Genomic DNA, 22,666 nt, shown 5'->3' on the forward strand with positions numbered 1-22,666 from the left:
GGTGCGTCCTGATCTTCTGGAATGTCCGATATTCCATGCTGAACGAAAGGCAGATACGGACATCACCGCTACGCCTCAAGGCTGGTTCTCATCGCCAACGGATTCCTGGATAGCGTTGATTGCCGCCTTTAGCGGCAGGATGTTCTGGGTTACCACCACCCAAATCACGTCATCCGCGATTTTATGGTATTCGTGCCGCAGGATATTACCGATCCCGCGAATTTTCTTCCAAGGAACGTCCGAGGCAAAGTTCAGTAGCTCATCAGGTATGTGACGGCAGGCTTCGGAAATAATCTCCAGCGCCCGTTGAGTGCCGAGCCTCAAGCGCTCAATGCGGCAGCGTGACCGTCAAACGGCGGGTTTCACCAGGAGCGGCTTCCGACGTGTGGAGTTCCACCCGGAAGCCCAGGTCAAAGGCGGCGCGGATGAAATCATCCAAGAGAAGATCCGTTCCTGCTTCGATGCGGGCGAATTCTTGGCCCTGTCGCTTGGCTTCGGCCAGCACCCATTGCCGCAGCTTAGCCTTGACCTCCGCAAAGTTGTCGTCCTCGGCGGCAAGGCGGTTCCTGCGTTCGGTCTCGGTCATGAAGCATGCCATGACCGCCGCCAGAAAAACGTCGATGGAGCAGCCGTAGTGCGCGGCGTGGTCGCGGACGCGCTGGAGTTCCTCTTCGGAAAAGTCCAGTTCCACCCGTTCGCCTGCGGGCGGATGAGCCTTGAAGTAGGCTACGCATTCCTCAAACTCCACGAAGGCAAATTCCCGCTCCATCGCTATCCGACCGCCCGCTCAAGGGTCGATGTCACCCACTTGTTGAGGCTGACACCCGCACGCCGGGCGGCAACCGTGATCGCCTTGTGCAGGCTCGGCTCGGCCCGCACGACGAATTGCCCCGAAAACGGCTTTTCAGGTTCCTCGCCACGTTCGTTGCAGAACGCCAGGTAATCTTCCACGGAATCGGCGAAGGCCTGCTTGAGTTCGGCCGCCGACGTGCCCTGGAAGGTGATCACGTCGCGCAGGTTGATGACTTCGCCATGGAAGATCTCGGCTTCCTCGTCGAACTCGACGACCGCCTCGTAGCCCTTGTAGTGCATCATGGTCATGGTTGTATCTCCGCTTCGAGCAGGAAGCGCCGGACGGATTTCACCGCGCCTTTGTTGGTCTCCTTCTGCGGATGCGGGCGGTGGAACACCGCACGTACGCCGTTCAAGGCGATGCGCACCCGCGACCCCTGTCCCTCCGATATGTCCGCCCCGCAAGCGGCCAGCATGGCCTCGATGTCGCGCCACGGAATGCTGGCGCGGACGGGTTCGGCGAAGACGGCTTCAAGGGTCGCCTGATGCTTCCTGCTTAATTCCATATAGTATCACTTTCCAGTATCACTTGCAAGATTCCTGACAGGATACCGGATCCGCAGAGGTTCCGCGATGCTGTTGCCCGCACATGCGCCAATGCCGGGTCAGGTGTTTGGTTTGCCGCGCCGCCTCCTGTTCGATCTGGCGATGAGCCCGAACGAGGCACCAAGGGGTTCCAAGGGGCTTGCCCCTGGCGCACTTGCCGGTTTTCTCCGGCCCGCGCTTCGCGGCCGGGCAGAAAACCGCGCAACGCATCGCCGCTTTTTTTCAATGCGTATTACATGTTGGTGATGCGTAAGTGCGCTGTACGCATCGTACGTCCGGAAGTTGAATGTCGCAAGATGAGCGATTCAATTCAAGCGCTTGTGCGAATTGTCTGTTGTGAAGGAATCATCTCTTTGTTAGCAGGGAGAACCACGCGGACGTGGTGAAACTGGTAGACACAAGGGACTTAGACGCAAATTGAGTGCACCGGCGGAAACGCCGGATGTAGAACCGCTCAAAGTCGGGGAAACCTGTCAGATGGCAATCCCGAGCCAAGCCCTACGGGGAAGGTGTAGAGACTAGACGGGCGGCACCTACGGCGAAAGTTAGGGTGAAGGTATAGTCCAGACCACAAACGCCGGAAGGCGGCGGCGAAAGCCGTAGCTGGTAAGAAAATCCCTCGGCTTCGGCCATGCGGGTTCGATCCCCGCCGTCCGCACCAATTTAGCTATTCATTTTCCGAAAGAGCGGGAGACTGTCTATTCAGCTCTTGGATAAATAAGAGCATCTCCCGATTGACGGCCCTTTGTTCGCCCCGTTGCTGATTTAACATCTGGTGCGCATCCCTCTGTCTTTCGGAAAGACGTGGCCCGTGCTTCACCATAAACCGGCCGACAATGACGGACATATAGAGAAGCGTTAGGGCGTTGATGACGTGTATTCGCCCATATTCATCCGGAATGCCGTGGCATACCCGGTGGCGATTAGGAACCTTCGCGAATATCCGCGAACCGCGCGAACTTTTGTCACCAGTTCTTTTATAAGCGAAATCAATCGCTAGCAGGTTTACGAAAGTGAACTGTTCGATGGCCAATATATCGCTTGCGATGCCTAAAGAGGCCCCAGTCAGAAGCTCCCCCATGGCAATTCGCATCTCGACCAGACTCGTAATGCCTTCCCTCACCTCCGGAGCATAGAAATGTCTTCGAGCTACGGCTTCAATTTCAGGGAAAATCACCCGAAGAGTATGTATTGGACGCTCTAACGCCGCTACCTGCGCTATTTCTCTGAATAGGCTCGCGTCCTCGAATTAGGCATGGCTTTCCAATGCTGCCGCATATTCTTCCGCTATTGTCTTGGCGTCAACCGTCGCAAACTTATCCGCGAGTGCAACAATAGGAAGAGATGGCAGGACACCACGCCGGAAATATCTGCGCTGCGCCTTTAACCTTTCCTCCATTTGAACCGGAAGGTTAGTCAGCTTCAAAAGAGTTTCTTGCGTTTCTGGCTTTTGCCACCATGCATTCAACTTCTCCAGTGCATCGGTCAGCGCCCTTCCCAGAAGCTGCAGCAACTCCGAGAAGTTATTTTCCCTTTCGGTCTCCATCTGACCGTTACGCGCCATTCAACTCTCCATCCGTACTTCATCAGAACCGCTTCAGCGCCGCTCCGGTAGTAGTTATTCTAGACGCAGATAGTAACGCGTGTAGCGCCGTTCGCCTGTCCGGGCAAAAGCCCCCATCTCGACCAGATCCTGCAAATCGCGGGTGGCTGTGGCGCGGGAAGTCTTGGTGATGCTGATATAGTTCTCCGCGCTCAAGCCGCCCTTGAAACCCTCGACACCCTCGCGGAACATCCGTGCCACGGCTTTCATCTGGCGGCCGTTCAGTTTCGCGCCGAACCTGTCGAAAAAATGCGCCTTGGCGATGTAGAAATTGACGCGCTCCAAGGTATTCCGCTGTGCCTCAAGGATGGTCTCGTCGAAATAAACCAGCCAGTCGGTAATCCGGACATTCTTATTGGAAAGCTCCAGCATGTCGTAATAGCGCTTGCGGTGGCGCCCTATGGTGTAAGAGAGCGAGATCAAGCTGGGTTGCCCCAAGCTCTGCGCCAGGGCCTTTTCGGAGATGGCCCGGCCAATGCGCCCATTGCCGTCCTCGAACGGGTGGATGCTTTCAAAATAGATATGGGCGATCCCTGCCCGCGTTGCGGCCGGAAGCCCTGCCGAGGCACTACCGTTAAACCAGGCCAGGAAGCGCTCCATCTCCTCCGGCACCTGGGCAGACGGCGGGGCTTCGAAGTGAATATTGGGATTGCCAATGGCTCCCGAAACCACCTGCATGGCGTCGGCGTGAGTGCGATACCCGCCGATGACTTCAATGCGCCGAGCGCCCGCCATGATCATCCCGTGCCAGGCATGGAGTTGCTCGTGGGTCAAAGGTTCGGCAAAGGTCCGGTAAAGGTCAACCATCATCTCGGCGATGCCGCGCTCCGGCAGCGGAATAGTGCGATCGTCACCGCCAAGGCCGAATTGCCGACGAAGAGACGATTGCAGGCTGTCCCGGTTGAGGATTTCCCCTTCGATCTCGGATGTGGTCAGGGCTTCGTCGCTGATGAGTTCGATACGGAGCAAGTCCCGGTCATCGGCACTGACATGGCGATAAGCACCGATGAATTCACCGGAATTCAGCAGGAATTGCCTCTCGAACGGCTCCAGCGCCGCGCTGTCATAGATAAAATTCGGCCAATCGCCGTGCTGCCAGTTCCACATCATGAGTTATAGACCGCCTTTCTATAACTCATGATGGGGTGATATTTGAGCTTTAGCAAGGGACGCTATAGCTCAAACACCACCACTCCATGTTATTTGGCGCCATCGATGTAGCAGATTTGCCGCCTTGATTTTCACACCCCCCGGTGAGCATTGCGCTTCTCGTGTTCGATAATCGCTTTCTTTGACTTGGCCTTGCGCTTCACGTTGACGGCAGCCGCGCTAATGCTGGTCGAGATATGCGAGGCATAGTATTTCTCGATCATCTCGACGCTGGTCCGGCAGTTCTTGGCGACCTGATAAATGTCAGCGCCTTCCATCAGGCGCAGGCTGATGTAGGTGTGCCGCAGGCTGTAAGCCGTCCTTCGATTGCCCTCCGATCAAACTTCAGGTTTTCCTCCCCGAGGATGGTATTGAACAGCATGGCATGGTTGCCGGAGAAGATCAGGTCTTCCGGCTCGGGAAGATTGCGTTTGAGCAGTCGCTCGAACGGAAACACCGCACTGGCGGTACTCTTGCAGTAGCCGACACCGCGCTTGCCCCGGACCTGGATGAGGAGGATGGTTTCCTTGGTCTCCTCGTCAATGACGATCTCTACGTCCCGGTACTGGAGGCGTTTGGCTTCATCCGGCCTCAGGCCGGTATTGGCCATAAAGAGCACATAGTCGTGCAGTTGGGCCGCGTGCCAGGCATAGCGCTTGTCACGGTGCAGATCGACGCGCTTACGGGTAGCCGTATAGAGCTTCTTGTACTCCTCCGCAGAGAACCAGGCACGGTGTGAAATCTTCTGTGCCGACTTGTACGGCATCGACAGGTCGGGCAAATGGGCCAGCCAGCCGTGGCGGATCGCGGTCTTGAGCACCTGCCGCAAGGTGACGATTTCCTGGTGGATCGTATTCTTTGCCGGTGGCTTACCTTCCGGGCTGCTTTTATGCCTTGAGACCCGGTATTCCTGAACCTTGCCCGACGTGACTTCCGACAGGCCCAACTCGCCAAAGAACGGCAGCAGGTAAAGCCTCAAACGGCGGTCGTTGCCCGTCACGTATTCGCGGTTACGGGTGCCGCCGGTCACGAGATCATATTCCTCACGATACCGTTTGGCCGCATCATCGAACGTGCGCTCGTTTTTAAGCCCACCGCCCTTTTCCTTGGCCTTCATCCTGAAGAACCAGTCCTCGGCGAATTGCGTCTACCAGTTTCGCCACGTCCGCTATGGGCGTCCTGTTTCTTGAAGTTGAGCGTCTGCGTCAAGCACCCAATTTGGGGAAGTTGTTCGGCGGATGCGAAAAGCGTGGCGGAACGCCTTCGCTGCCATCCCGCCTGGCCGGAAAAGCGGCGCTCGGCGCCGCACGCGAAAAAGCGCGGCACCCGGCCGCGCTTTCCAATTTGTCTGCCATGGCAAGAATCAGCCGGCGAGCTTGGCGGCCAGCCTGGCGATATGGGCGCCCTGGAACTTGGCGCCTTCGAGCTCGATTTCCGAAGGCTGGCGCGAGCCGTCGCCGTTGGTGATCGTGGAGGCGCCGTAGGGCGAGCCGCCCTTGACTTCTTCCGTGCCCATCTGGCCGGCAAAGGCGTAAGGCAGGCCAGCGACCGCCATGCCCTGATGCAGGAAGGTGGGCAGGAAGCCGAGGATGGTCGATTCCTGGCCGCCGTGCTGGGTGGCCGACGAGGTGAAGATCGAGCCGAGCTTGCCGACCAGCTTGCCCTGCGCCCAGAGGCCGCCGGTCTGGTCCCAGAAATTGCGCATCTGCGAGGCGACGGTGCCGAAACGCGTGCCGGCGCCGACGATGATCGCGTCGTAGTCTGCGAGTTCGTCGACCGTGGCGACCGGCGCTTCCTGGTCCATCTTGTAATAGGAGGCCTTGGCGACGTCTTCCGGAACCAGTTCCGGCACGCGCTTCACCGTTACCTCGGCGCCTGCCGACTTTGCGCCCTCCGCAACGGCATAGGCCATCTTTTCGATGTGGCCGTAAGCCGAATAATAAAGCACGAGAACCTTCGCCATGATCTTCTCCATTCCATGTCTGATCTTGTGAACTGAACAGGGCCGCCGCCGGCCGAACCGGGTTCACATGTAACGGCTTTCCCGGCGCGCGACAGCCCTCGCCCGGTCTACGCACTGTTCAACATCCGGAGACGGGATTTCGCTTGCGGATCATAAATCCGTAACAGTAACCCTTTCTGCGCCGCCTCGGCGAAAATCGCTTCTGCCTTGAAAAATTTGGGCTTAGGACTGTGGCGCTCACGGAGGAATGCCATGTCTGAAGCGTCACCATCAACGATCGTCACCGCCGCCATGCTCGCCATCGGCGACGAACTGCTCTCGGGACGGACCAAGGACAGGAATATCGGCCATCTCGCCGATCTCCTGACGCTTTCCGGCATCGACCTCAAGGAGGTGCGCATCGTCGCCGACGAGGAGGAGGCGATCATCGAGGCGCTCAACGCGCTGCGCAGCCGCTACGACTATGTCTTCACGTCCGGCGGCATCGGCCCGACGCATGACGACATCACCGCGGACGCGATCTCGAAGGCCTTCGGCGTGCCCTGCATCCACGATCCGGATGCGATGAAGCTGCTCGCCGACATGTACAGGCGCCGCGAGATGGAATTCACCGAGGCCCGCCAGCGCATGGCCCGCATGCCAGAAGGCGCCCGGCACATCCCCAATCCGGTTTCGACGGCGCCGGGCTTCATCATCGGCAATGTCCATGTCATGGCCGGCGTGCCGCAGGTCTTCCAGGCGATGGTGGACAATGTGCTCCCCATGCTGCGCTCGGGCGCGAAAATGCTGTCGCGGGCGCTGCCCTGCCCCTATGGCGAAGGCGATATCGGCACGCTGTTGGCCGCCGTTCAGAAGGCGCATCCGCAAACCAGCATCGGCTCCTACCCGAAATACGACGGGCAGCGTTTCTCGACCGAGATCGTCGTGCGCGCCCGCGATCCTGAAGCGCTCGACGTGGCGGCCGAAGCGGTCGCCGAGATGATCGCCGGCATCGACCGGGCGAAGATCAGGACCAATCCCACGGCGGATGCGTGAGCGCCATTCGGCGATATTGCATTCGTACCCTTCGTCATCGGGAGACGCATACACCTTCGGCTTTGCCCCTTATCCAACCGGCGATCTCGCAGATGGCAGCTTCATTATTGCCTTGCCTCCTCCCTCCTTGACCCGGATCAAACTACGACACAGGTACTTATCGGACACTGGGTTCCAATTCATGGATCCAGCCACTGAGGAGACACCGCCATGGGCTACAAGACCATTCTCGCCGTCCTCGATACCCCCCAAAACGCCCGTCAGATCACCGATTTCGCGATCGCGCTGTCCGAGCGGTTTTCGGCCCACGTGATCGGCGTGCATGCCGAGACGCTGGCGGCCGTGCCGCTGATCGCGCCGATGGAAATTCCCGATCCCGCCGCGGTGCAGGTCCTGCAGGAAGCGGCCCAGAAGGAAACGGCCGAGGTGGAAAAGATCTTCAAGCAGCAGACGGCGCGCGAAGGGCTTTCCACCGAATGGCGCAGCTTCATGTCGTCGGCGGGCTATAGCTCCGCCTCGGTCATGGAAACGGCACATGCCGTGGATCTCATCGTCGCCAGCCAGAGCGATCCCGCGCATGCCGATCACCGCGCCGATCTCGAAACCTTCCTTTTCGACAGCGGACGGCCGATGCTGCTCATCCCCTATACGATGAAGGTGCCGCAGCCGATCAAACGCGTGCTGATCGCCTGGAACGGCTCGCGGGAGGCCGCCCGCGCGACCTTCGATGCGATGCCCTTCCTGAAGGGCGCCGATACCGTCGAAGTCTTCTGCGTCGATCCGACCGACCGCGGCGGCCAGACGCCGGAAATGGCCGGCGCCGAAATTGCCGCGACGCTTGCGCGCCACGGCGCCAGGGTCACCCTCACGACGCGAGAAGCCGCCGGCACGTCGGCCGCAATCGCCATCGAGAACCGGCTTGCGGAAAACAGCATCGACCTCTTGGTCATGGGCGGATACGGTCATTCGCGCTGGTGGGAAATGCTGTTCGGCGGGGTTACCCGCAACCTGCTCGATTCGATGACGGCGCTCACTCTGCTTTCCCGCTGACACATCCTTGCGTCGGCAGGCAATTTGCCGCTATTAGCGAGAGCCAACGAAGCTCTCGCTATTGGCAAACCAGACATGTCTCTTCCAGAAAAAGCCTTCCCCGTCTCCTGGGACCAGTTCCACCGCGATGCCCGCGCGCTTGCTTGGCGGCTCGCCGGCCTCAACCAGGATTTCCGCGCCATCGTCTGTATCACCCGCGGCGGCCTGGTGCCGGCGGCGATCATATCGCGCGAACTCAATATCCGGTTGATCGAGACGGTCTGCATCGCCTCCTACCACGACTATGTGAACCAGGGCGAAATGGCGCTGCTCAAGGGAATCACGCCCGAACTCGCGACCGAAGGCGGCGCCGGCGTGCTCGTCATCGACGATTTGACCGACACCGGCAAGACGGCCTCCGAGGTGCGCGCCATGCTGCCGAAGGCGCATTTCGCCTGCGTCTACGCCAAACCCAAGGGCGTGCCGACAGTCGATACCTTCGTTACCGAAGTCAGTCAGGACACCTGGATCTATTTCCCTTGGGACATGGGCTTCACCTATCAGGAGCCGATCGCCAAGGGCAGCAAGGGCTAAGACCAAACACCCTGTTCCGATGCCGTTTCCCGCAAGGCGGAACCTTGCGGGAGCCGTCCCGCGCCGATCAGCCGGTCGGCTGCACATGGTAGCGCCGCCGGCTGAATTGGCATTCATCAAGAATAACACGCCGAATACTATCGCGAACGCATAGGGCTGCCGATTTTGGCGCCTCTTTCCATTAGAGAGTTTTCATTTTATTATTTATTCACATAATGATTACAGACTATCGCCCGTATGCTTCGCCTCACAGCGGTGACACGGGCATGACGCCAGCCGTGTAAATTTTCAAGCATACGATGCCCGAGTTCAGATCCGCTGCAGGCCGGAATTGCCCGGCCGCACCTGTGCGATGTCGAGGCCCCGCAATGCTTAATTTCTTTAAAAAGATGCCGCTCACCGCAAAACTGGCGGCGCTTATCGTTGCAGTCAATATTTGCGGCGTTTCGGCATTGGCCACCTATACCTGGATATCCGAAACCCAATTGCTGATCGGCACGGCGACGACACTTTGGTCGCGCGGAGCCGAGCAGTTTGCGTCGGTTGCCGCAGGCGGCGTGAAATGGGGCAAAGTCAATGCCGTGCGGGAAGCCTATGCCCTGCAGCGCGACAACCCCAACCTCGATCTTGTCCAGTTCGCCGCCTTCAATGGCGAGTTCGTTCCGGTCGACACTTGGACGCGCGAAGGCGTCGCAGGCGTCCTCTCCTCCGCCGAGCTGACCCAGATCGTCGGTCAGAAACCCGACAAGACGGTCATCGACACGACGCTCGCCTCCAGAGGCCTGGTCGGGATCACCGTACCTCTGCCTGCGGACAAGACCGGCAAGGTCACCGGTTATGTCTTCACCGCCTGGTCGGTCGCCAAGATTGCCGCCAAGGCGCAGCGGGAGGTGCTGAACACGGTCCTGATGCAATTGTTCGTCATCACCATTGCGGTCACAGCCTTTCTCTTCGCCATGCGCAAGCTCGTCGGCCGCCCCATACGAACCCTGAGTGCGCGTATCAGCGCTCTGCAGACCGGAGATCTTGCCTCCCCGATCGACTACCAGGGCAATGGCGACGAGATCGGTGTTCTCGCGCGCGCCCTGGAGGTTTTCCGCAATGAGGCGATCACCAAGGTGGACAAGGAACGCATCGCTGCGGAACAGCGCCAGGCGCTCGATGAGGAGCGCGCTCACAACGCGAGGATCACCGAGGAAACCAGCGCCAAGCAAAGCACCGTCATGGCCCGGCTCGGAGACGCTCTGGAACGACTCGCGGGAGGCGATTTTTCAACCCATCTCAGCGGTCTCGGACAGGATTTCGAAAAACTGCAGCGCGACTTCAACAATATGGTGGAGGCGGTCGCAGCAACCCTGACGGAGATCAAGGAGGCGTCCCACGCGGTCGAGGATCGATCCAGCGAACTTGCGAACGCCGCCGATCAACTGGCTCACCGCACGGAACGGCAGGCCGCCGCGCTTGAAGAGACCGCCGCCGCCCTCGGCCAGGTCACGGCTACGGTCGGAACCTCCTCGGAAAAGGCCGAAAACGCGGGCCATCTCGTCGAGGAGACGAAGAGGGGCGCCCATTCCTCGGCAACCGTGGTCCGCAATGCGATCGGCGCAATGGATCGCATTCAGGCTTCGTCCAGCCAGATCGGCCATATCATCGGCGTCATCGACGAGATCGCCTTCCAGACCAATCTTCTGGCGCTGAATGCCGGCGTCGAGGCGGCGCGGGCCGGCGAGGCCGGCAAAGGTTTTGCGGTCGTCGCCCAGGAAGTGCGGGAGCTGGCGCAAAGATCGGCCAACGCGGCCAAGGAGATCAAGGCGTTAATTACCGCGTCCAACCAGGAAGTCGCCGCCGGTGTCGGGCTCGTCAACGACACGGGTGACGCCCTTCTGCAGATCGGCGACCAGATCAACCGCATCAGCGACAGCATCGTTTCGATCGTTCAATCCTACCGCGAACAGGCCACCGGGCTGCTGGAAATCAACGCCTCGATCAGCCAGATGGATCAGGCCACGCAGCAGAACGCGGCCATGGTGGAAGAAACCAATGCCGCCTGCCAGGAACTGCTCTCGCAGGGCCGCCTGCTGCTCGATTCGGCAAGCCGCTTCACGGTCGGCAGACCGGCCGGAAACGGCGCCCGGAACCACGGCGGATCGGGTGAATATCGCGCCTTTTCCGAGAAAGAATCACGCCTTGCCCCCGTCAGACAAGCGTCCTGACGACGACACGTCTTGCCGCGGTAGGCCCGATAACTGTCAAACAACCTATGGAAGGGAAACATTCATGCGCAGGACCATCATCACGCTCCTTCTCGGCACCGCAGCGCTCGCCCTGCCCTCCGGCACGGCTTTGGCCGAGGAGTCCCATGTCGCCCCGATGACCGAATATGTCACCGGCAAGATAAAGCCATGGCTCAACGATGCCGTAGTCATTTCGGCGATCAAGGCGCAGAACGCCGCCAATGCCAAACTGAGCGACGCCGACATCCAGGCGCTCGACAAGAAATGGCGCGCCGAAGTCGACGGCTCCAATCGCGCGATGATCGACGGCGTGCTGGGCAACGCCCTGTCGAAATTCCTCGTGGAGCAGAAGGATAAGTCCGGGGGTACGGTTACGGAAATGTTCGTGATGGATGCCAAGGGCCTCAATGTCGGCCAAAGCGACGTCACCTCCGACTACTGGCAGGGCGACGAGGCAAAGTTCAAGAAGTCCTTCGGTGCCGGCAAGGACGCCGTCTTCATCGACGGCGTCGAAAAGGACGAATCATCCCAGACGCTGCAATCGCAGGCGAGCGTGACGATCTCCGACGAGGCCGGGACCCCGATCGGCGCCATCACCGTCGGCATAAACGTCAACTCTCTCTGACCCAGCTCGACCCGGCTTCCCCGCCCGGCGCCGCCTCTTTGCCTGATGCGGCGCCAGGCAACCGTAATTTTCGCCGTCCGACGCGGCGGTCCCTGTCATGATTGCGCCGATCGAAGACATTCTCGGCCGCTTCGCGAATTTCACCCGCCTTTCGCCCGCAGGCCCCGCTGCCGCCGCCCGAAGACGAATGCCAAGTTGTCTCAATATGGTACGGCGGAATCTTCAGCATCCTGCATGACCGGGGCATGCGCGACGGTTCCGTAAGCTGAAAGTTTCGGGCTTGTTCATCGGACTTGAGAACCTACCCCTCCCAAAACTTTGAGATTCCTAGGTTATTTTTCATCCCCGTTATCCACAGCCGGGAAGCACAATATCTTGTGGTTATAAAACCGTAGCAATCTACGCCTTGACGAATCTCTCCGGGCGTCGGATTGTGGCTTTTATGTTGCGGCGGCGACTGGACCGGAGTTAACGAGGCCGGTTCTCTTTCGAGTTGGACGGATAACATTGGGTGGCATTCCGGCTATGACGGCTGGTCTGCCAGCGAGTTTCCGTGCGCGTCCGAATGCCCTGCCGAAACTGTGATTGGCCCTGGCGGAAAGAACCTGTTAATACTATATTTAGTGTTTGCAGCCACCATCCATCACAAGATACAGGTAGACATCCAAGATGATTCACCTGGATGGAATTTCAACCGGCTGCCCATGATGGCGAGCGGCCGGGGCGGATAAGTGCGCCCGGGGCACGGGCCAACAGATGAGGGATTAAGGCAATGCGCATCGAACGTCGTTTCACCAAGCCAGCCACTGGCGCCTATGGCGGGATCGAATTCCGCAAGGCGGTCAGCGAGATCCGCAATCCGGACGGTTCCGTCGTCTTCCGGCTCGCCGATATCGACGTTCCCGCGCAGTTCTCCCAGGTCGCGACCGACGTCCTCGCCCAGAAATATTTCCGCAAGGCCGGCGTTCCGAAGATCCTGAAAAAGGTCGAGGAAAACGACGTTCCCTCCTTCCTGTGGCGCTCGGTCGCCGACAAGGAAGCCATGAAGGCGCTGCCGAAGGAAGAGCAGTACGGCTCCGAAACCGATGCGCGCCAGGTCTTCTCGCGCCTTGCCGGCACCTGGACCTATTGGGGCTGGAAGGGCGGCTATTTCTCGTCCGAAGAAGACGCTAGCGCCTTCATGGACGAGCTTGCCTATATGCTCGCCACCCAGCGCGTCGCCCCCAATTCCCCACAATGGTTCAACACCGGCCTGCATTGGGCCTATGGTATCGATGGTCCCGGCCAGGGCCATTTCTACGTCGACCCGTTCACCGGCAAGCTGACGCAGTCGAAGTCGGCCTATGAACACCCGCAGCCGCATGCCTGCTTCATCCAGTCGGTCGAGGACGACCTCGTCAACGAGGGCGGCATCATGGATCTCTGGGTCCGCGAGGCGCGCCTCTTCAAATACGGCTCTGGCACCGGCTCCAACTTCTCGATGCTGCGCGGCGAAGGCGAAAAGCTGTCCGGCGGCGGCCGCTCCTCGGGTCTCATGAGCTTCCTGAAGATCGGCGACCGCGCCGCCGGCGCCATCAAGTCGGGCGGCACGACGCGCCGCGCCGCCAAGATGGTCGTCGTTGACATCGACCATCCGGATATCGAGGACTACATCAACTGGAAGGTCAAGGAAGAACAGAAGGTCGCGGCCCTCGTCACCGGCTCGAAGATCGTCGCCAAGCACCTCAAGGCGATCATGAAGGCCTGCGTCAACTGCGAAGGCGGCGCATATGACAATAATGGCGACGACTGCTTCGACCCGGCCAGGAACCCTGCGCTGAAGCGCGAGATCCGTGCCGCCAAGAAGGACCAGGTTCCGGAAAACTACATCCAGCGGGTCATCCAGTTCGCCCGCCAAGGCTACAAGGACATGGAGTTCAAGACCTATGACACGGATTGGGATTCGGAAGCCTATCTCACCGTTTCCGGCCAGAATTCCAACAATTCCGTCTCGCTGAAGGACGATTTTTTGCGCGCGGTGGAGAATGACGGCGACTGGAACTTGACCGCCCGCAAGGACGGAAAGGTCCTGAAGACGCTGAAGGCCAAGGACCTCTGGGAACAGATTTCCTATGCCGCCTGGGCGTCCGCCGATCCGGGCATCCACTTCAACACGACGATGAACGACTGGCACACTTCGCCGGCAGGTGGTGCGATCCGCGGCTCGAACCCGTGCTCGGAATACATGTTCCTCGACGACACGGCCTGCAACCTCGCCTCCATCAACCTCCTGCAGTTCAAGGATGCCGCGACCAAGCGCATCAATATCGGCGACTACGAACATGCGACCCGCCTGTGGACGATCGTGCTCGAAATCTCGGTGATGATGGCGCAGTTCCCGTCGCGCCGTATTGCCGAACTCTCCTATGAATACCGCACGCTTGGCCTCGGCTATGCGAATATCGGCGGCCTGCTGATGTCCTGCGGCATCCCGTATGACTCGGCCGAAGGCCGCGCCATCGCTGGTTCGCTCACTGCCATCATGACCGGCATCTGCTATGCGACGTCGGCGGAAATCGCCTCCGAACTCGGTCCGTTCCCGAACTTTGCGCCGAACCGCGACAGCATGCTGCGGGTCATCCGCAACCATCGCCGCGCCGCCCATGGCGAGACCGCCGGTTATGAGAACCTGTCGGTCAACCCGGTCGCGCTCGTCCATTCGGAAAACCCGGACCAGGATCTCAGCCGTCACGCCAAGGCCGCCTGGGACAAGGCGCTCGAACTCGGCGAAAAGCACGGCTACCGCAATGCGCAGGTCTCGGTCATCGCGCCGACCGGCACGATCGGCCTCGTCATGGATTGCGACACGACCGGCATCGAACCCGATTTCGCGCTCGTCAAGTTTAAGAAGCTCGCCGGCGGCGGCTACTGGAAGATCATCAACCGCGCCGTCCCGGAAGCGCTCCGCGCCCTCGGTTATTCAGAGAGCCAGATCGCCGAGATCGAGGCCTATGCGGTCGGCCACGGCAACCTCAACCAGGCGCCCGGCATCAACCCCGGCTCGCTGAAGGCCAAGGGTTTTACCGACGAGAAGATCGAAGCCGTCAACGGCGCGCTGAAGGCCGCCTTCGACATCAAGTTCGTCTTCAACCAGTGGACTTTAGGCGCCGACTTCCTCAAGGGCACGCTGAAGGTCAGCGACGAGCAGCTCGCCGACATGAGTTTCAACCTGCTCGAACATCTCGGCTTCTCCAAGAAGGACATCGAAGCCGCCAACATCCATGTCTGCGGCGCGATGACGCTGGAAGGCGCCCCCTTCCTCAAGGCCGAGCATCTGCCGGTCTTCGATTGCGCCAATCCTTGCGGCAAGATCGGCAAGCGTTATCTCTCGGTCGAAAGCCATATCCGCATGATGGCGGCCGCCCAGCCGTTCATCTCGGGGGCGATCTCCAAGACGATCAACATGCCGAACGACGCGACCGTGGAAGATTGCGGCGCCGCCTACATGCTCTCCTGGAAGCTCGCTCTGAAGGCCAACGCGCTTTATCGCGATGGCTCGAAGCTCAGCCAGCCGCTCAACGCCTCGCTGATCGACGAGGACGATGCCGAGGATGCACTTGAGGACCTGCTCGCCCAGCCGGCAGCCGCCCAGGCCGTCACCGTCACGGAAAAGATCGTCGAGCGGATCATCGAAAAGGTCGTGCGGCACCAGGAAAAGCTGCCGGGCCGCCGCAAGGGTTATACCCAGAAGGCCAAGATCGGCGGGCACACGATCTTCCTGCGTACCGGCGAATACGACGACGGCCGGCTCGGCGAGATCTTCCTCGACATGAACAAGGAAGGCTCGGCGCTGCGCGCCTTCATCAACAACTTCGCGATCTCCGTCTCGCTGGGCCTGCAATACGGCGTGCCGCTCGAGGAATATGTCGATGCCTTCACCTTCACGAAGTTCGAGCCGGCCGGCATCGTCACGGGCAATGACGCGATCAAGAACGCCACGTCGATCCTCGACTACGTGTTCCGGGAACTGGCGATCTCCTATCTCGGCCGCCACGACCTCGCCCATGTCGATACGTCGGACTTCTCCAACACCGCCTTCGGCCGCAACGTCTCCGAAGGCAAGGCGGACGTGGTCTCCAAGGGCCTGACCCGCGGCTACAAGCCGACGCTGGTTTCCACCGGCGGCGACCGCCTGCCGGCTTCGGAAGCAAAGGGTGCGGCAACCGCCGCCCCCGCCCGCGCCTCGGCCAGCACCAATGTCACGGCCTTTGCAGGCTCGGCCGCCCGCAAGCTGGAACCGGCCACCGCGATCTCCACTTCGGAAGTCGTCTCCTTCAAGCGCGATTATGAAGAGCGCGCCAAGGAACTGGCCGAAGAGATCGTCGAGGAACTCGCCGAGGAACGGGCCGCCACCACCGCCCTCTTCTCCGACGCCGCCGCCGACGAGGCCGCAACCGCCAAGACCGAAGCCAAGAAGGTCGAAAATGAACGCCGCATGCGCTCCATTGCCCAAGGGTATACGGGCAACATGTGCTCCGAATGCCAGAACTTCACGATGGTCCGGAACGGGACTTGCGAGAAGTGCGACACTTGCGGCGCGACTAGCGGTTGCAGCTGATTAAAGCGATGATCATGTGTCGCGTCCACGTAAACATTGCCATTGGCGAGTTTGTTTGGACGAATCCAAAACATGTTGCCGAACGGATATTATCAAGACGTCGGTAATTTAAGAGAGGGGCAGGTCCCGGACCTGCCCCTCTCGCTTTTATCGCTAGCTACCAGCCCAACCCAATGGCTACCTCGACCGTGCGCTCATGGTTGCGTTTCGTTGGATTAGAGGCTCGCTTCAAGTAGGACGAGATCTTCATGAGAGCGACGAAGGTTAGGCGCTTGTAGATCCGGTCCTCTCCAAGTGTGTGCGCGCAGTTCAAGGTAGTTGATCGACGTACTACGTCGCGGCCCGCGATGAGCAGGTGACCCACTTCAGGCGTGACGAAGCCCACCCGTCTAAACGCACTCTCGCATTGCGGGCTGTCTGTGAAGACGTGAATCTTGTTTGCCTAGAGGAGCTGCAGCATCCAACGAGGTGAAGAGAGGCTTTCTAAGCCATACCACGGCGCCTTCCGCGCAATAAAAAAGGTCGGGGCGAAACCGCACCGACCTTCCTCATCATCGCTATTCACCTGTGCCAGTACATCCGTGGTCAGAAGTTCTAAGCGACGCGGCATCGCGAGCGGCGAGTCATTCAGCGCTCATTAGCAGTGCCAATGTCCCTCTTCTATCGAACGAAAGTGTCCAGAAGAAGGCCTTCTCGAAACCGTACCCACGATTGTTGTCCTGGTAGGCGGCCGCCCACCTAGCGTCGAGGCGTGCGACGCACCCTACTCTGATCACCGAAGCCGTTGATCAACATTTGGCCTCAGCCCTTTGTTGATCTCGTACGGCCTAGGGCAACCTCACGGCGTGCACTTCTAATCGAAGTGGCGAACCCAGAATCGGGGTCTTGCTGCAACCGTTCTGTTGCATTGACATGCTGCCGAACCGCCGCGTCTCCGTGTTCTGCAGCGAAAGCAAGGACAGACGCGATCACGTCCTCTCCTAACGCAACAAGGGCCCGGCTCAAGCTGAGTTGTGTCTCCGCGTCCCCATGGCCAAGGCTTGCCGCTAGTTTTCCGGCCAGCCAGTCGCGCTCGCTTTCGGGCGCCAGCGCCACGGCCGAATACCAGGCCGTGCGGACAACGCCCTGATCCTCGTCATCCAGGCGACCCGCCACGGCTGACCACGCCGTTGGGTCCTTGAACTTGGACAGCGTGTGGAGGGCCTGGCGTCTAGCTTGTGGTTCCGCGCGAGCCAATTCCTCGACCACGCGCGGAACGACCCTATCCGCCGGGAGCCGGATCAGCGCCCAAGTCAGCATTTCACGGACCTGGAAATCCGGCTCGACGGCACATTGACGCAGCAATATCTCGAGGTCCCCCAACGAGGGGTTCATTCCCGCTCGGAGCGCCGCGTTGAGACGCAGTGATGGGTCGGGGTTAGCCAAAGCGGTTTCGAGAGGGCTCATCGGAATATCGTTTTAGAGTTGGGAGACGACATTTGGTTGCTTGGCCACTGACGGCCGGACCGGCTGTTACTGACGTCGGCCGACCGCTCGCTCTGGAGTGCAGCCGATACCGGTTCATGACCTGCTCCCGGCTCCCTTCTATTTTGTAGATCACGGTCAAGCCTCCAGGCATGCGCTAACGAGCTTAAGCAACATCGCGGCGTCGGCCGGCGATGCGATAAGGATGACCTTGACGCTGCGACCCTCGGGGTCATGCGCAATATCGACCGAGATGGGAGCGCCGGAGGGCTCTTTGCCTTTGGCGGCTCCGAGCAAAATGGCTGAAAGGCGTTGCAGAAGCGCGGGATCGACATCTGCAATGTCGACAATGCTGGTGGCTCTGGCCTCGCGCACGTCATTCGGACTATTGGAACCAGCGAAGGTGTTCAGGTCGGACCGCATCACTCGATATTGCTTGCCCACCTTAGTCGCGCGCAGCCGCCCCTCCCGGATAAACCGCAGAACGGTCTTCGGATGCAATTGCAAGAGATGAGCGGCGGCTTCCACGGTCAAAAATTCAGCTGTCATTTATCCCCATTAGTCTCCATAGCTACCAAAGACAGGATATTAAAGGATCATTAGGGATTCAATGGCCGTCCTCTATAGCAGGTCATCCTAGCGCATTCAAAATATGCCGCCCTTCCATGAAAGGTGCGATCTTCAGTCGTCAAAACAGTTTTTGCACGATGTGCGGGATCTTTCCGGCAAAGCGCAGTTTATCTAATGTCAGCCGGAATAAAGCCGCCCGTCTGGTGTTTCCACAGCCGGGCAAACAACCCGTCCTGCTCGATCAGTTCTTCCGGCCTGCCCTCCTCCACGATGCGACCGTGATCGAGCACGACGATCCTGTCCATCCTGGCAATGGTCGACAGGCGGTGGGCGATGGCGATCACCGTCTTTCCCTCCATCACCAGGTTGAGCTTTTCCTGGATGGCGGCTTCGGATTCACTGTCCAGCGCCGAGGTCGCCTCGTCGAGCACCAGGATCGGCGCATCCTTCAGGAGCACGCGGGCGATGGCCACCCGCTGGCGCTGACCGCCGGACAGTTTGATGCCGCGATCGCCGACGAAGGCGTCATAGCCCTTGCGGCCCTCGCTGTCGGCAAGATCGGCGATGAAGCCATCGGCGCTCGCTATCTTCGTCACCCTTTCAATCTCTTCCTGCGTCGCCTCCGGCCGTCCGTAGCGGATATTGTCACCGACAGAACGGTGCAGCAGAGCAACGTCCTGGGCAATAACGCCTATGGCGCGGCGCAGGCTTGACTGGGTAACGGCCCGGATATCCTGCCCGTCGATCAGGATCGCGCCGTCCTTGATATCGTAGAAGCGCAGGAGCAGGTTTGCGAGCGTCGTCTTGCCCGCGCCGGATAGGCCGACGAGGCCTACCTTCTCGCCGGGCCGCACCGTTAGCGACAGGGCGTCGATCACCGGCTTGCCTGATTTGTAGGCGAAGCAGACATTCTCGAACCTGATCTCGCCCCGCTGTACGACAAGTTCGTCCGCATCCGGCTGGTCGGTGATCGTCGGCGGTGTCGTCATGACGGGCATGGCGTCCTTGATCGTGCCGATTGCCTGGAAGATCTGTTGGCCCATCTGCAGGAATGTAAATGTGTGACCGGAGAGACGGCTGAGGACATAGACGGCGGCTGTGAACTCGCCGATTGTGACGAAGCCATCGACGAGACCGGTAAAGCCGATCGACAGAATTGCCAGCCAGTGCATCATGTTGAGCACGACCACTATGACCTCGGCGGTACGATAGATACGCTGTTCGCTCTGCTGCGCCTCGATCGCCTTGCCGATTATTCCTTTGATAGCGCCGGCCTCGCTGTCTTCCGCTGCGAATTGTTTGACCATCTGCATGTTGGCGTAGAGATCGGTGATGGCGCCGGAAATCAGACTGCGGCGCTTGGCGGAGCGGCGTGAGCGCTCGGTAAAGACGGGCGCGAGCCTCACGGCGAGCAGTACGTTGAGCGTGATCCAAATGATGGGCGGCAGGGCAAGCTGCCAGGAGAGCGTACTCAGAAGGATGATGGAGCCGACCATCTGCATGATAAAGCGGGGGATGGACTGGAAGGCCGAAATGACCTGCTGCTGCACGGCTGACGCCACCTGCTGTAGACGCGAGGCGACCTGGCCTGCATAGAGATCGTGGAAGAAGGCCAGGTCCTGCCGCTCCACCGCCCTGTGGCCCTGCCATTGAATGGCGGCCGGCATGCCAATGCCAAGCGTATGCGAGTTCAGCGTATTGACGAGGAAAGAGGCAATTGGAATGGCGGGGAAGAGCATAAGGCCGAGGAAAGTCAGCAGCAGCCATTCATTGTGCAGGAAAGCGCGGGCGCCCTGCTGCGTTACGCCATCAACAATGACGGACAATCCCCAAACGATCGTTAGATTCATGGCCTCGATCGCCATGGTGGAAACAGCGAGTGCAATCAGGATGCCGGGAAACATCAGGATGAAGTGCAGGAGAACGGCGACCGATCCGTTCGACGGCAATGGCTTGTAGGGAATGTCAAGCGGTCGGATTAATGTTTCAAAAGGACGGTAGATCGCATCTGAAATCGACATAGTTGCTCAAACTCTCTGATAGAAAAATGGGTACGACTCGACCTAGGGGCGAGATCAGCTTTCGGCAATAGGCCGAGCTAGCGATGACGGCAGATGTAAGCAACTTCTGCGGCGGCATGACTGCGGACTTGCCGCCGAGGCGTAGGCCAAACACCAGCCGAGACCGCGAACCCAACATAGCTCTGCCGGCACCTCATCATTGCGGTACAGCCGCGTCATCGTTCAAAAGCGACACTCGTTTTCCGATTTATGAACTGCTTTACGGGCCAGCAGAGAGGTTTAGATGCGCAGATGGCACTGTCGTCGAAGCGATGAGCGCCGTTATGCAGACCGCAAGCCCCGAAATGAGACCAAGGTCCCCGCCCCGCTCCGACCTTGGTCCCGAAAACGGGCTCTTTGGTCCTAGCCCCATGGATTTATAGGGGCTGTTGCGTCAGATTGTCATGACACTCGAAGCAGGACAGTCGGCGCGTCCGCCGACTTTCGCAAGGCCAACGGAGGAGATCGGCGAACATGAACAAGGTCCTCAGGAACGGAATTGTCGTCCTGGCGCTCGCGGCGGTGGCGGTGGGCGGAGGTGTCACCGGATTTTCCGAACCCGCCTTTGCCAAGGGAGGCAATGGTGGCGGTAATGGTGGTGGAAACGGCGGCGGCGGTGGCAATGGCGGGGGCCGCGACAAGGCCGCGGACCGTGGCCCCACCAATCAGGGTCATTCGGGCAAGAGCCGCTCGGCAACAACCAGTCTCGGCTCGGCTAAGGAGCGGGCCAGGAGGGATCCCGGCCGGCAGGTCGCGAAGGCCGTGCCTGCGCAGAAGGCCAGGCCGCCGGCCTCGGAATTGGCCGGCCTCAACTCCCTGAAGCGCAATTACCACGCCTATCTCAACAGCAACGATCCGAGGATGGCGTCACTTTCGGCCTATGTGACAGGCTATGCGCAATACGAACTGAAGAACGGCATCGAGCCCGCCGTTACGGATCCCGAACTCGGCGAAGCGGCTCTGCGCGAGGCGTTGCAGGATTTCGCAGGCACCCCCGTCACCGACGAAGCCTTGGGATGGGCAAAGAGCACGCTGGGCGTCGGTCCGGCGGTCGGCAAGATCGATCAGGTCCGCGACCAACTCGATACAGAGACCACCCGCTGAGACTAGCCGTCAAAGGCAAAGCGCCGCGCGCCATTCCGGCGCGCGGCGCTTTGCTATTCCTTACCCCCAAGGACCGCGCCATCGCCTCCGGCGGGGTCAAGACTGCTTTCATCCTAGAACTTGTAATTCACCCCGGCCTTGAGCGTCTGGTCGACCACGTCGCTTTTCGAGGTGACGCCGGCGGTCGTGCTGCGGACGTCGTTGGTCATGGTGTAGTTGTATTCGAAGCGGGCCGAGAGGTTGTCGGTGAGCTTCTGTTCCACACCGGCGCCGACCACCCAGCCGGGTTTCCAGCCGTCCGGGCCGGATGTGCCGCTCTTGTCGCCGAAACTTGTCAGCGCCACGCCGGCGGTGCCGTAGACGAGGGTCTGGTTGAAGCCGACGCCGGCCTTGGCCTTGGCGGCGACGCGGCCCTGTTCCTTGATCTTGCCGCCCGGCACGCGGCTTTCGACGTTGCCGAGATGCGAGGCTTCGATTTCCGCGCCGACGACGCCGGAATCGAGGTCCATGTTATAGCCGCCGTGAACGCCGAGAACGAGGCCCTTGTCGCCATCGAACGGGTTCAGCTTGCGCGACGCCATGCCGAGATCGGCACCGACATAGGCGCCGCCCCAGCCCGCCTTCGGCGCGCCAGCCGGCTCGTTATAGGACGGCGGTTCGGAATAGGGGGCAAGGTCTGCTGCCAGGACCGGCGTGGCGAAAAATGCGGCGGCGATCGCCAGCGCGAAGGGCGTCTTCATCATGGTCATGCTTTACTCCGTACAAAGCCCGCATCCGACGGAACGCAGGCGGTCACTCAAGGTTACAAACCGCTCGGCATCGTAACACCCCGCAGAGCCCTTCATGCCCGACGCCAGCATGACACCATCAATTTTCACGAATCTATAAATACTCTCTTAACCTCCCGCCTCCGCCTTGCGGGTTCATCGATCAACAAGTGTAACAAGACCGAGAGAGGCCCTCCGGGCGGAGACGTTTGCCTCACGCTCGCATACGCAATCCAAGACTTACGAGAATTTTCGTCCCCCTTCATCCCCACCCTTCGCCCCCTGCCTACACTGTGCACTTCCCGTTTCGGATACACCGGAAGGCGTTTCGGCGAGGCTGGGCCGGCGCGGTACAGGAGGATAGGACGCAAAGCCTCCTGCATCATCGGGTCCGCGGAACACGGTTCTCCTCCGGCGATGGGGCGAACGGGAAGCAGTCGGACCGACTTCCTCCTCGTAGCTCATGATGAAGCG

Annotated in this window: 21 protein-coding genes; 7 read left to right on the plus strand and 14 right to left on the minus strand. The window is 60.1% G+C overall.

From position 1 onward, the window contains the following. Nucleotides 1-75 precede the first annotated feature (75 nt). The 10 genes from DMO26_RS19255 to wrbA form a co-directional block, all read right to left on the minus strand. The gene (locus DMO26_RS19255; RefSeq protein WP_226951354.1) at nucleotides 76-324 is read right to left on the minus strand and encodes a HepT-like ribonuclease domain-containing protein; all 249 of its coding nucleotides are present in this window, start codon (nucleotides 322-324) and stop codon (nucleotides 76-78) included. A 4-nt stretch (nucleotides 325-328) separates the two neighbouring features. Continuing rightward, nucleotides 329-769 carry a hypothetical protein gene (locus DMO26_RS19260; RefSeq protein WP_117193808.1) on the minus strand — a complete coding sequence of 147 codons (441 nt, stop codon included), beginning with the start codon at nucleotides 767-769 and terminating at the stop codon, nucleotides 329-331. A 2-nt stretch (nucleotides 770-771) separates the two neighbouring features. Further along, nucleotides 772-1,101, minus strand: a complete 330-nt coding sequence (locus DMO26_RS19265; RefSeq protein WP_205421242.1) for a type II toxin-antitoxin system HicB family antitoxin — start codon at nucleotides 1,099-1,101, stop codon at nucleotides 772-774. Then, complete coding sequence (locus DMO26_RS19270; protein WP_117193809.1) at nucleotides 1,098-1,358, minus strand: type II toxin-antitoxin system HicA family toxin; 261 nt, start codon at nucleotides 1,356-1,358, stop codon at nucleotides 1,098-1,100. Before DMO26_RS19270 ends, DMO26_RS19265 begins: the two co-directional genes overlap by 4 nt. Nucleotides 1,359-2,065: 707 nt before the next feature. Beyond that, a complete protein-coding gene (locus DMO26_RS19275) occupies nucleotides 2,066-2,491 on the minus strand; it encodes a hypothetical protein (protein ID WP_162894981.1) in 426 nt (141 codons plus the stop codon). A gap of 156 nt (nucleotides 2,492-2,647) precedes the next feature. After that, nucleotides 2,648-2,962, minus strand: a complete 315-nt coding sequence (locus DMO26_RS19280) for a hypothetical protein (protein WP_117193811.1) — start codon at nucleotides 2,960-2,962, stop codon at nucleotides 2,648-2,650. Between the two features lie 54 nt (nucleotides 2,963-3,016). Then, nucleotides 3,017-4,111, minus strand: coding sequence for a Fic family protein (locus tag DMO26_RS19285; RefSeq protein WP_117193812.1), 1,095 nt, complete (start codon nucleotides 4,109-4,111; stop codon nucleotides 3,017-3,019). 131 nt (nucleotides 4,112-4,242) lie between these two features. Then, nucleotides 4,243-4,428 carry a hypothetical protein gene (locus DMO26_RS19290; RefSeq protein ID WP_117193813.1) on the minus strand — a complete coding sequence of 62 codons (186 nt, stop codon included), beginning with the start codon at nucleotides 4,426-4,428 and terminating at the stop codon, nucleotides 4,243-4,245. Continuing rightward, the gene (locus tag DMO26_RS19295; RefSeq protein ID WP_117193814.1) at nucleotides 4,428-5,267 is read right to left on the minus strand and encodes a hypothetical protein; all 840 of its coding nucleotides are present in this window, start codon (nucleotides 5,265-5,267) and stop codon (nucleotides 4,428-4,430) included. Before DMO26_RS19295 ends, DMO26_RS19290 begins: the two co-directional genes overlap by 1 nt. A 246-nt stretch (nucleotides 5,268-5,513) precedes the next feature. Beyond that, on the minus strand, nucleotides 5,514-6,113 hold the full coding sequence (gene wrbA / locus DMO26_RS19300) for an NAD(P)H:quinone oxidoreductase type IV (protein WP_117193815.1): 600 nt from the start codon (nucleotides 6,111-6,113) through the stop codon (nucleotides 5,514-5,516). A gap of 252 nt (nucleotides 6,114-6,365) precedes the next feature. On the opposite strand from wrbA, the gene DMO26_RS19305 reads away from it, so the two are divergent. The 6 genes from DMO26_RS19305 (at nucleotide 6,366) to DMO26_RS19330 (ending at nucleotide 16,227) form a co-directional block, all read left to right on the plus strand. After that, nucleotides 6,366-7,148, plus strand: coding sequence for a competence/damage-inducible protein A (locus tag DMO26_RS19305; protein WP_117193816.1), 783 nt, complete (start codon nucleotides 6,366-6,368; stop codon nucleotides 7,146-7,148). Between the two features lie 210 nt (nucleotides 7,149-7,358). Further along, complete coding sequence (locus DMO26_RS19310; RefSeq protein ID WP_117193817.1) at nucleotides 7,359-8,198, plus strand: universal stress protein; 840 nt, start codon at nucleotides 7,359-7,361, stop codon at nucleotides 8,196-8,198. Nucleotides 8,199-8,273: 75 nt separating this feature from the next. Continuing rightward, complete coding sequence (gpt, locus tag DMO26_RS19315; RefSeq protein WP_117193818.1) at nucleotides 8,274-8,771, plus strand: xanthine phosphoribosyltransferase; 498 nt, start codon at nucleotides 8,274-8,276, stop codon at nucleotides 8,769-8,771. Between the two features lie 368 nt (nucleotides 8,772-9,139). Beyond that, entirely contained in the window at nucleotides 9,140-10,984 is a 1,845-nt protein-coding gene (locus DMO26_RS19320; protein WP_117193819.1) for a methyl-accepting chemotaxis protein, read from the plus strand. A gap of 64 nt (nucleotides 10,985-11,048) precedes the next feature. Then, entirely contained in the window at nucleotides 11,049-11,630 is a 582-nt protein-coding gene (locus DMO26_RS19325; protein WP_117193820.1) for a hypothetical protein, read from the plus strand. Between the two features lie 772 nt (nucleotides 11,631-12,402). Next, nucleotides 12,403-16,227: a vitamin B12-dependent ribonucleotide reductase gene (locus DMO26_RS19330; RefSeq protein ID WP_117193821.1), complete on the plus strand. Its 3,825-nt coding sequence runs from the start codon at nucleotides 12,403-12,405 to the stop codon at nucleotides 16,225-16,227. 801 nt (nucleotides 16,228-17,028) lie between these two features. Here the strand turns inward: DMO26_RS19330 and DMO26_RS19335 are convergent. From DMO26_RS19335 to DMO26_RS19345, 3 genes are all read right to left on the minus strand, one after another. Further along, entirely contained in the window at nucleotides 17,029-17,673 is a 645-nt protein-coding gene (locus tag DMO26_RS19335; RefSeq protein ID WP_117193822.1) for a HEAT repeat domain-containing protein, read from the minus strand. 156 nt (nucleotides 17,674-17,829) lie between these two features. Further along, nucleotides 17,830-18,240, minus strand: coding sequence for a helix-turn-helix domain-containing protein (locus tag DMO26_RS19340; RefSeq protein ID WP_117193823.1), 411 nt, complete (start codon nucleotides 18,238-18,240; stop codon nucleotides 17,830-17,832). Nucleotides 18,241-18,428: 188 nt separating this feature from the next. Continuing rightward, nucleotides 18,429-20,282: an ABC transporter ATP-binding protein gene (locus tag DMO26_RS19345; RefSeq protein WP_117193824.1), complete on the minus strand. Its 1,854-nt coding sequence runs from the start codon at nucleotides 20,280-20,282 to the stop codon at nucleotides 18,429-18,431. A 513-nt stretch (nucleotides 20,283-20,795) separates the two neighbouring features. On the opposite strand from DMO26_RS19345, the gene DMO26_RS19350 reads away from it, so the two are divergent. Continuing rightward, complete coding sequence (locus tag DMO26_RS19350; protein ID WP_117193825.1) at nucleotides 20,796-21,425, plus strand: hypothetical protein; 630 nt, start codon at nucleotides 20,796-20,798, stop codon at nucleotides 21,423-21,425. Between the two features lie 113 nt (nucleotides 21,426-21,538). Here the strand turns inward: DMO26_RS19350 and DMO26_RS19355 are convergent, their stop codons facing one another. Further along, nucleotides 21,539-22,174, minus strand: a complete 636-nt coding sequence (locus DMO26_RS19355) for an outer membrane protein (RefSeq protein WP_226951355.1) — start codon at nucleotides 22,172-22,174, stop codon at nucleotides 21,539-21,541. Nucleotides 22,175-22,666: the final 492 nt, after the last annotated feature.

This window comes from Rhizobium terrae, from assembly GCF_003425685.1.
GTDB lineage: Bacteria > Pseudomonadota > Alphaproteobacteria > Rhizobiales > Rhizobiaceae > Neorhizobium > Neorhizobium terrae.

Bases quoted from the DNA above. Each gene is read 5' to 3' on its own strand.
- DMO26_RS19280 (WP_117193811.1), bottom strand. From the start codon at position 2,962: ATGGCGCGTAACGGTCAGATGGAGACCGAAAGGGAAAATAACTTCTCG.
- DMO26_RS19330 (WP_117193821.1), top strand. From the start codon at position 12,403: ATGCGCATCGAACGTCGTTTCACCAAGCCAGCCACTGGCGCCTATGGC.
- DMO26_RS19310 (WP_117193817.1), top strand. From the start codon at position 7,359: ATGGGCTACAAGACCATTCTCGCCGTCCTCGATACCCCCCAAAACGCC.
- DMO26_RS19350 (WP_117193825.1), top strand. From the start codon at position 20,796: ATGAACAAGGTCCTCAGGAACGGAATTGTCGTCCTGGCGCTCGCGGCG.
- DMO26_RS19320 (WP_117193819.1), top strand. From the start codon at position 9,140: ATGCTTAATTTCTTTAAAAAGATGCCGCTCACCGCAAAACTGGCGGCG.
- DMO26_RS19355 (WP_226951355.1), bottom strand. From the start codon at position 22,174: ATGACCATGATGAAGACGCCCTTCGCGCTGGCGATCGCCGCCGCATTT.
- DMO26_RS19285 (WP_117193812.1), bottom strand. From the start codon at position 4,111: ATGATGTGGAACTGGCAGCACGGCGATTGGCCGAATTTTATCTATGAC.
- DMO26_RS19340 (WP_117193823.1), bottom strand. From the start codon at position 18,240: ATGACAGCTGAATTTTTGACCGTGGAAGCCGCCGCTCATCTCTTGCAA.
- DMO26_RS19270 (WP_117193809.1), bottom strand. From the start codon at position 1,358: ATGGAATTAAGCAGGAAGCATCAGGCGACCCTTGAAGCCGTCTTCGCC.
- DMO26_RS19260 (WP_117193808.1), bottom strand. From the start codon at position 769: ATGGAGCGGGAATTTGCCTTCGTGGAGTTTGAGGAATGCGTAGCCTAC.
- DMO26_RS19295 (WP_117193814.1), bottom strand. From the start codon at position 5,267: ATGAAGGCCAAGGAAAAGGGCGGTGGGCTTAAAAACGAGCGCACGTTC.
- DMO26_RS19345 (WP_117193824.1), bottom strand. From the start codon at position 20,282: ATGTCGATTTCAGATGCGATCTACCGTCCTTTTGAAACATTAATCCGA.
- gpt (WP_117193818.1), top strand. From the start codon at position 8,274: ATGTCTCTTCCAGAAAAAGCCTTCCCCGTCTCCTGGGACCAGTTCCAC.
- DMO26_RS19335 (WP_117193822.1), bottom strand. From the start codon at position 17,673: ATGAGCCCTCTCGAAACCGCTTTGGCTAACCCCGACCCATCACTGCGT.
- DMO26_RS19275 (WP_162894981.1), bottom strand. From the start codon at position 2,491: ATGCGAATTGCCATGGGGGAGCTTCTGACTGGGGCCTCTTTAGGCATC.
- wrbA (WP_117193815.1), bottom strand. From the start codon at position 6,113: ATGGCGAAGGTTCTCGTGCTTTATTATTCGGCTTACGGCCACATCGAA.
- DMO26_RS19290 (WP_117193813.1), bottom strand. From the start codon at position 4,428: ATGGAAGGCGCTGACATTTATCAGGTCGCCAAGAACTGCCGGACCAGC.
- DMO26_RS19305 (WP_117193816.1), top strand. From the start codon at position 6,366: ATGTCTGAAGCGTCACCATCAACGATCGTCACCGCCGCCATGCTCGCC.
- DMO26_RS19265 (WP_205421242.1), bottom strand. From the start codon at position 1,101: ATGACCATGATGCACTACAAGGGCTACGAGGCGGTCGTCGAGTTCGAC.
- DMO26_RS19325 (WP_117193820.1), top strand. From the start codon at position 11,049: ATGCGCAGGACCATCATCACGCTCCTTCTCGGCACCGCAGCGCTCGCC.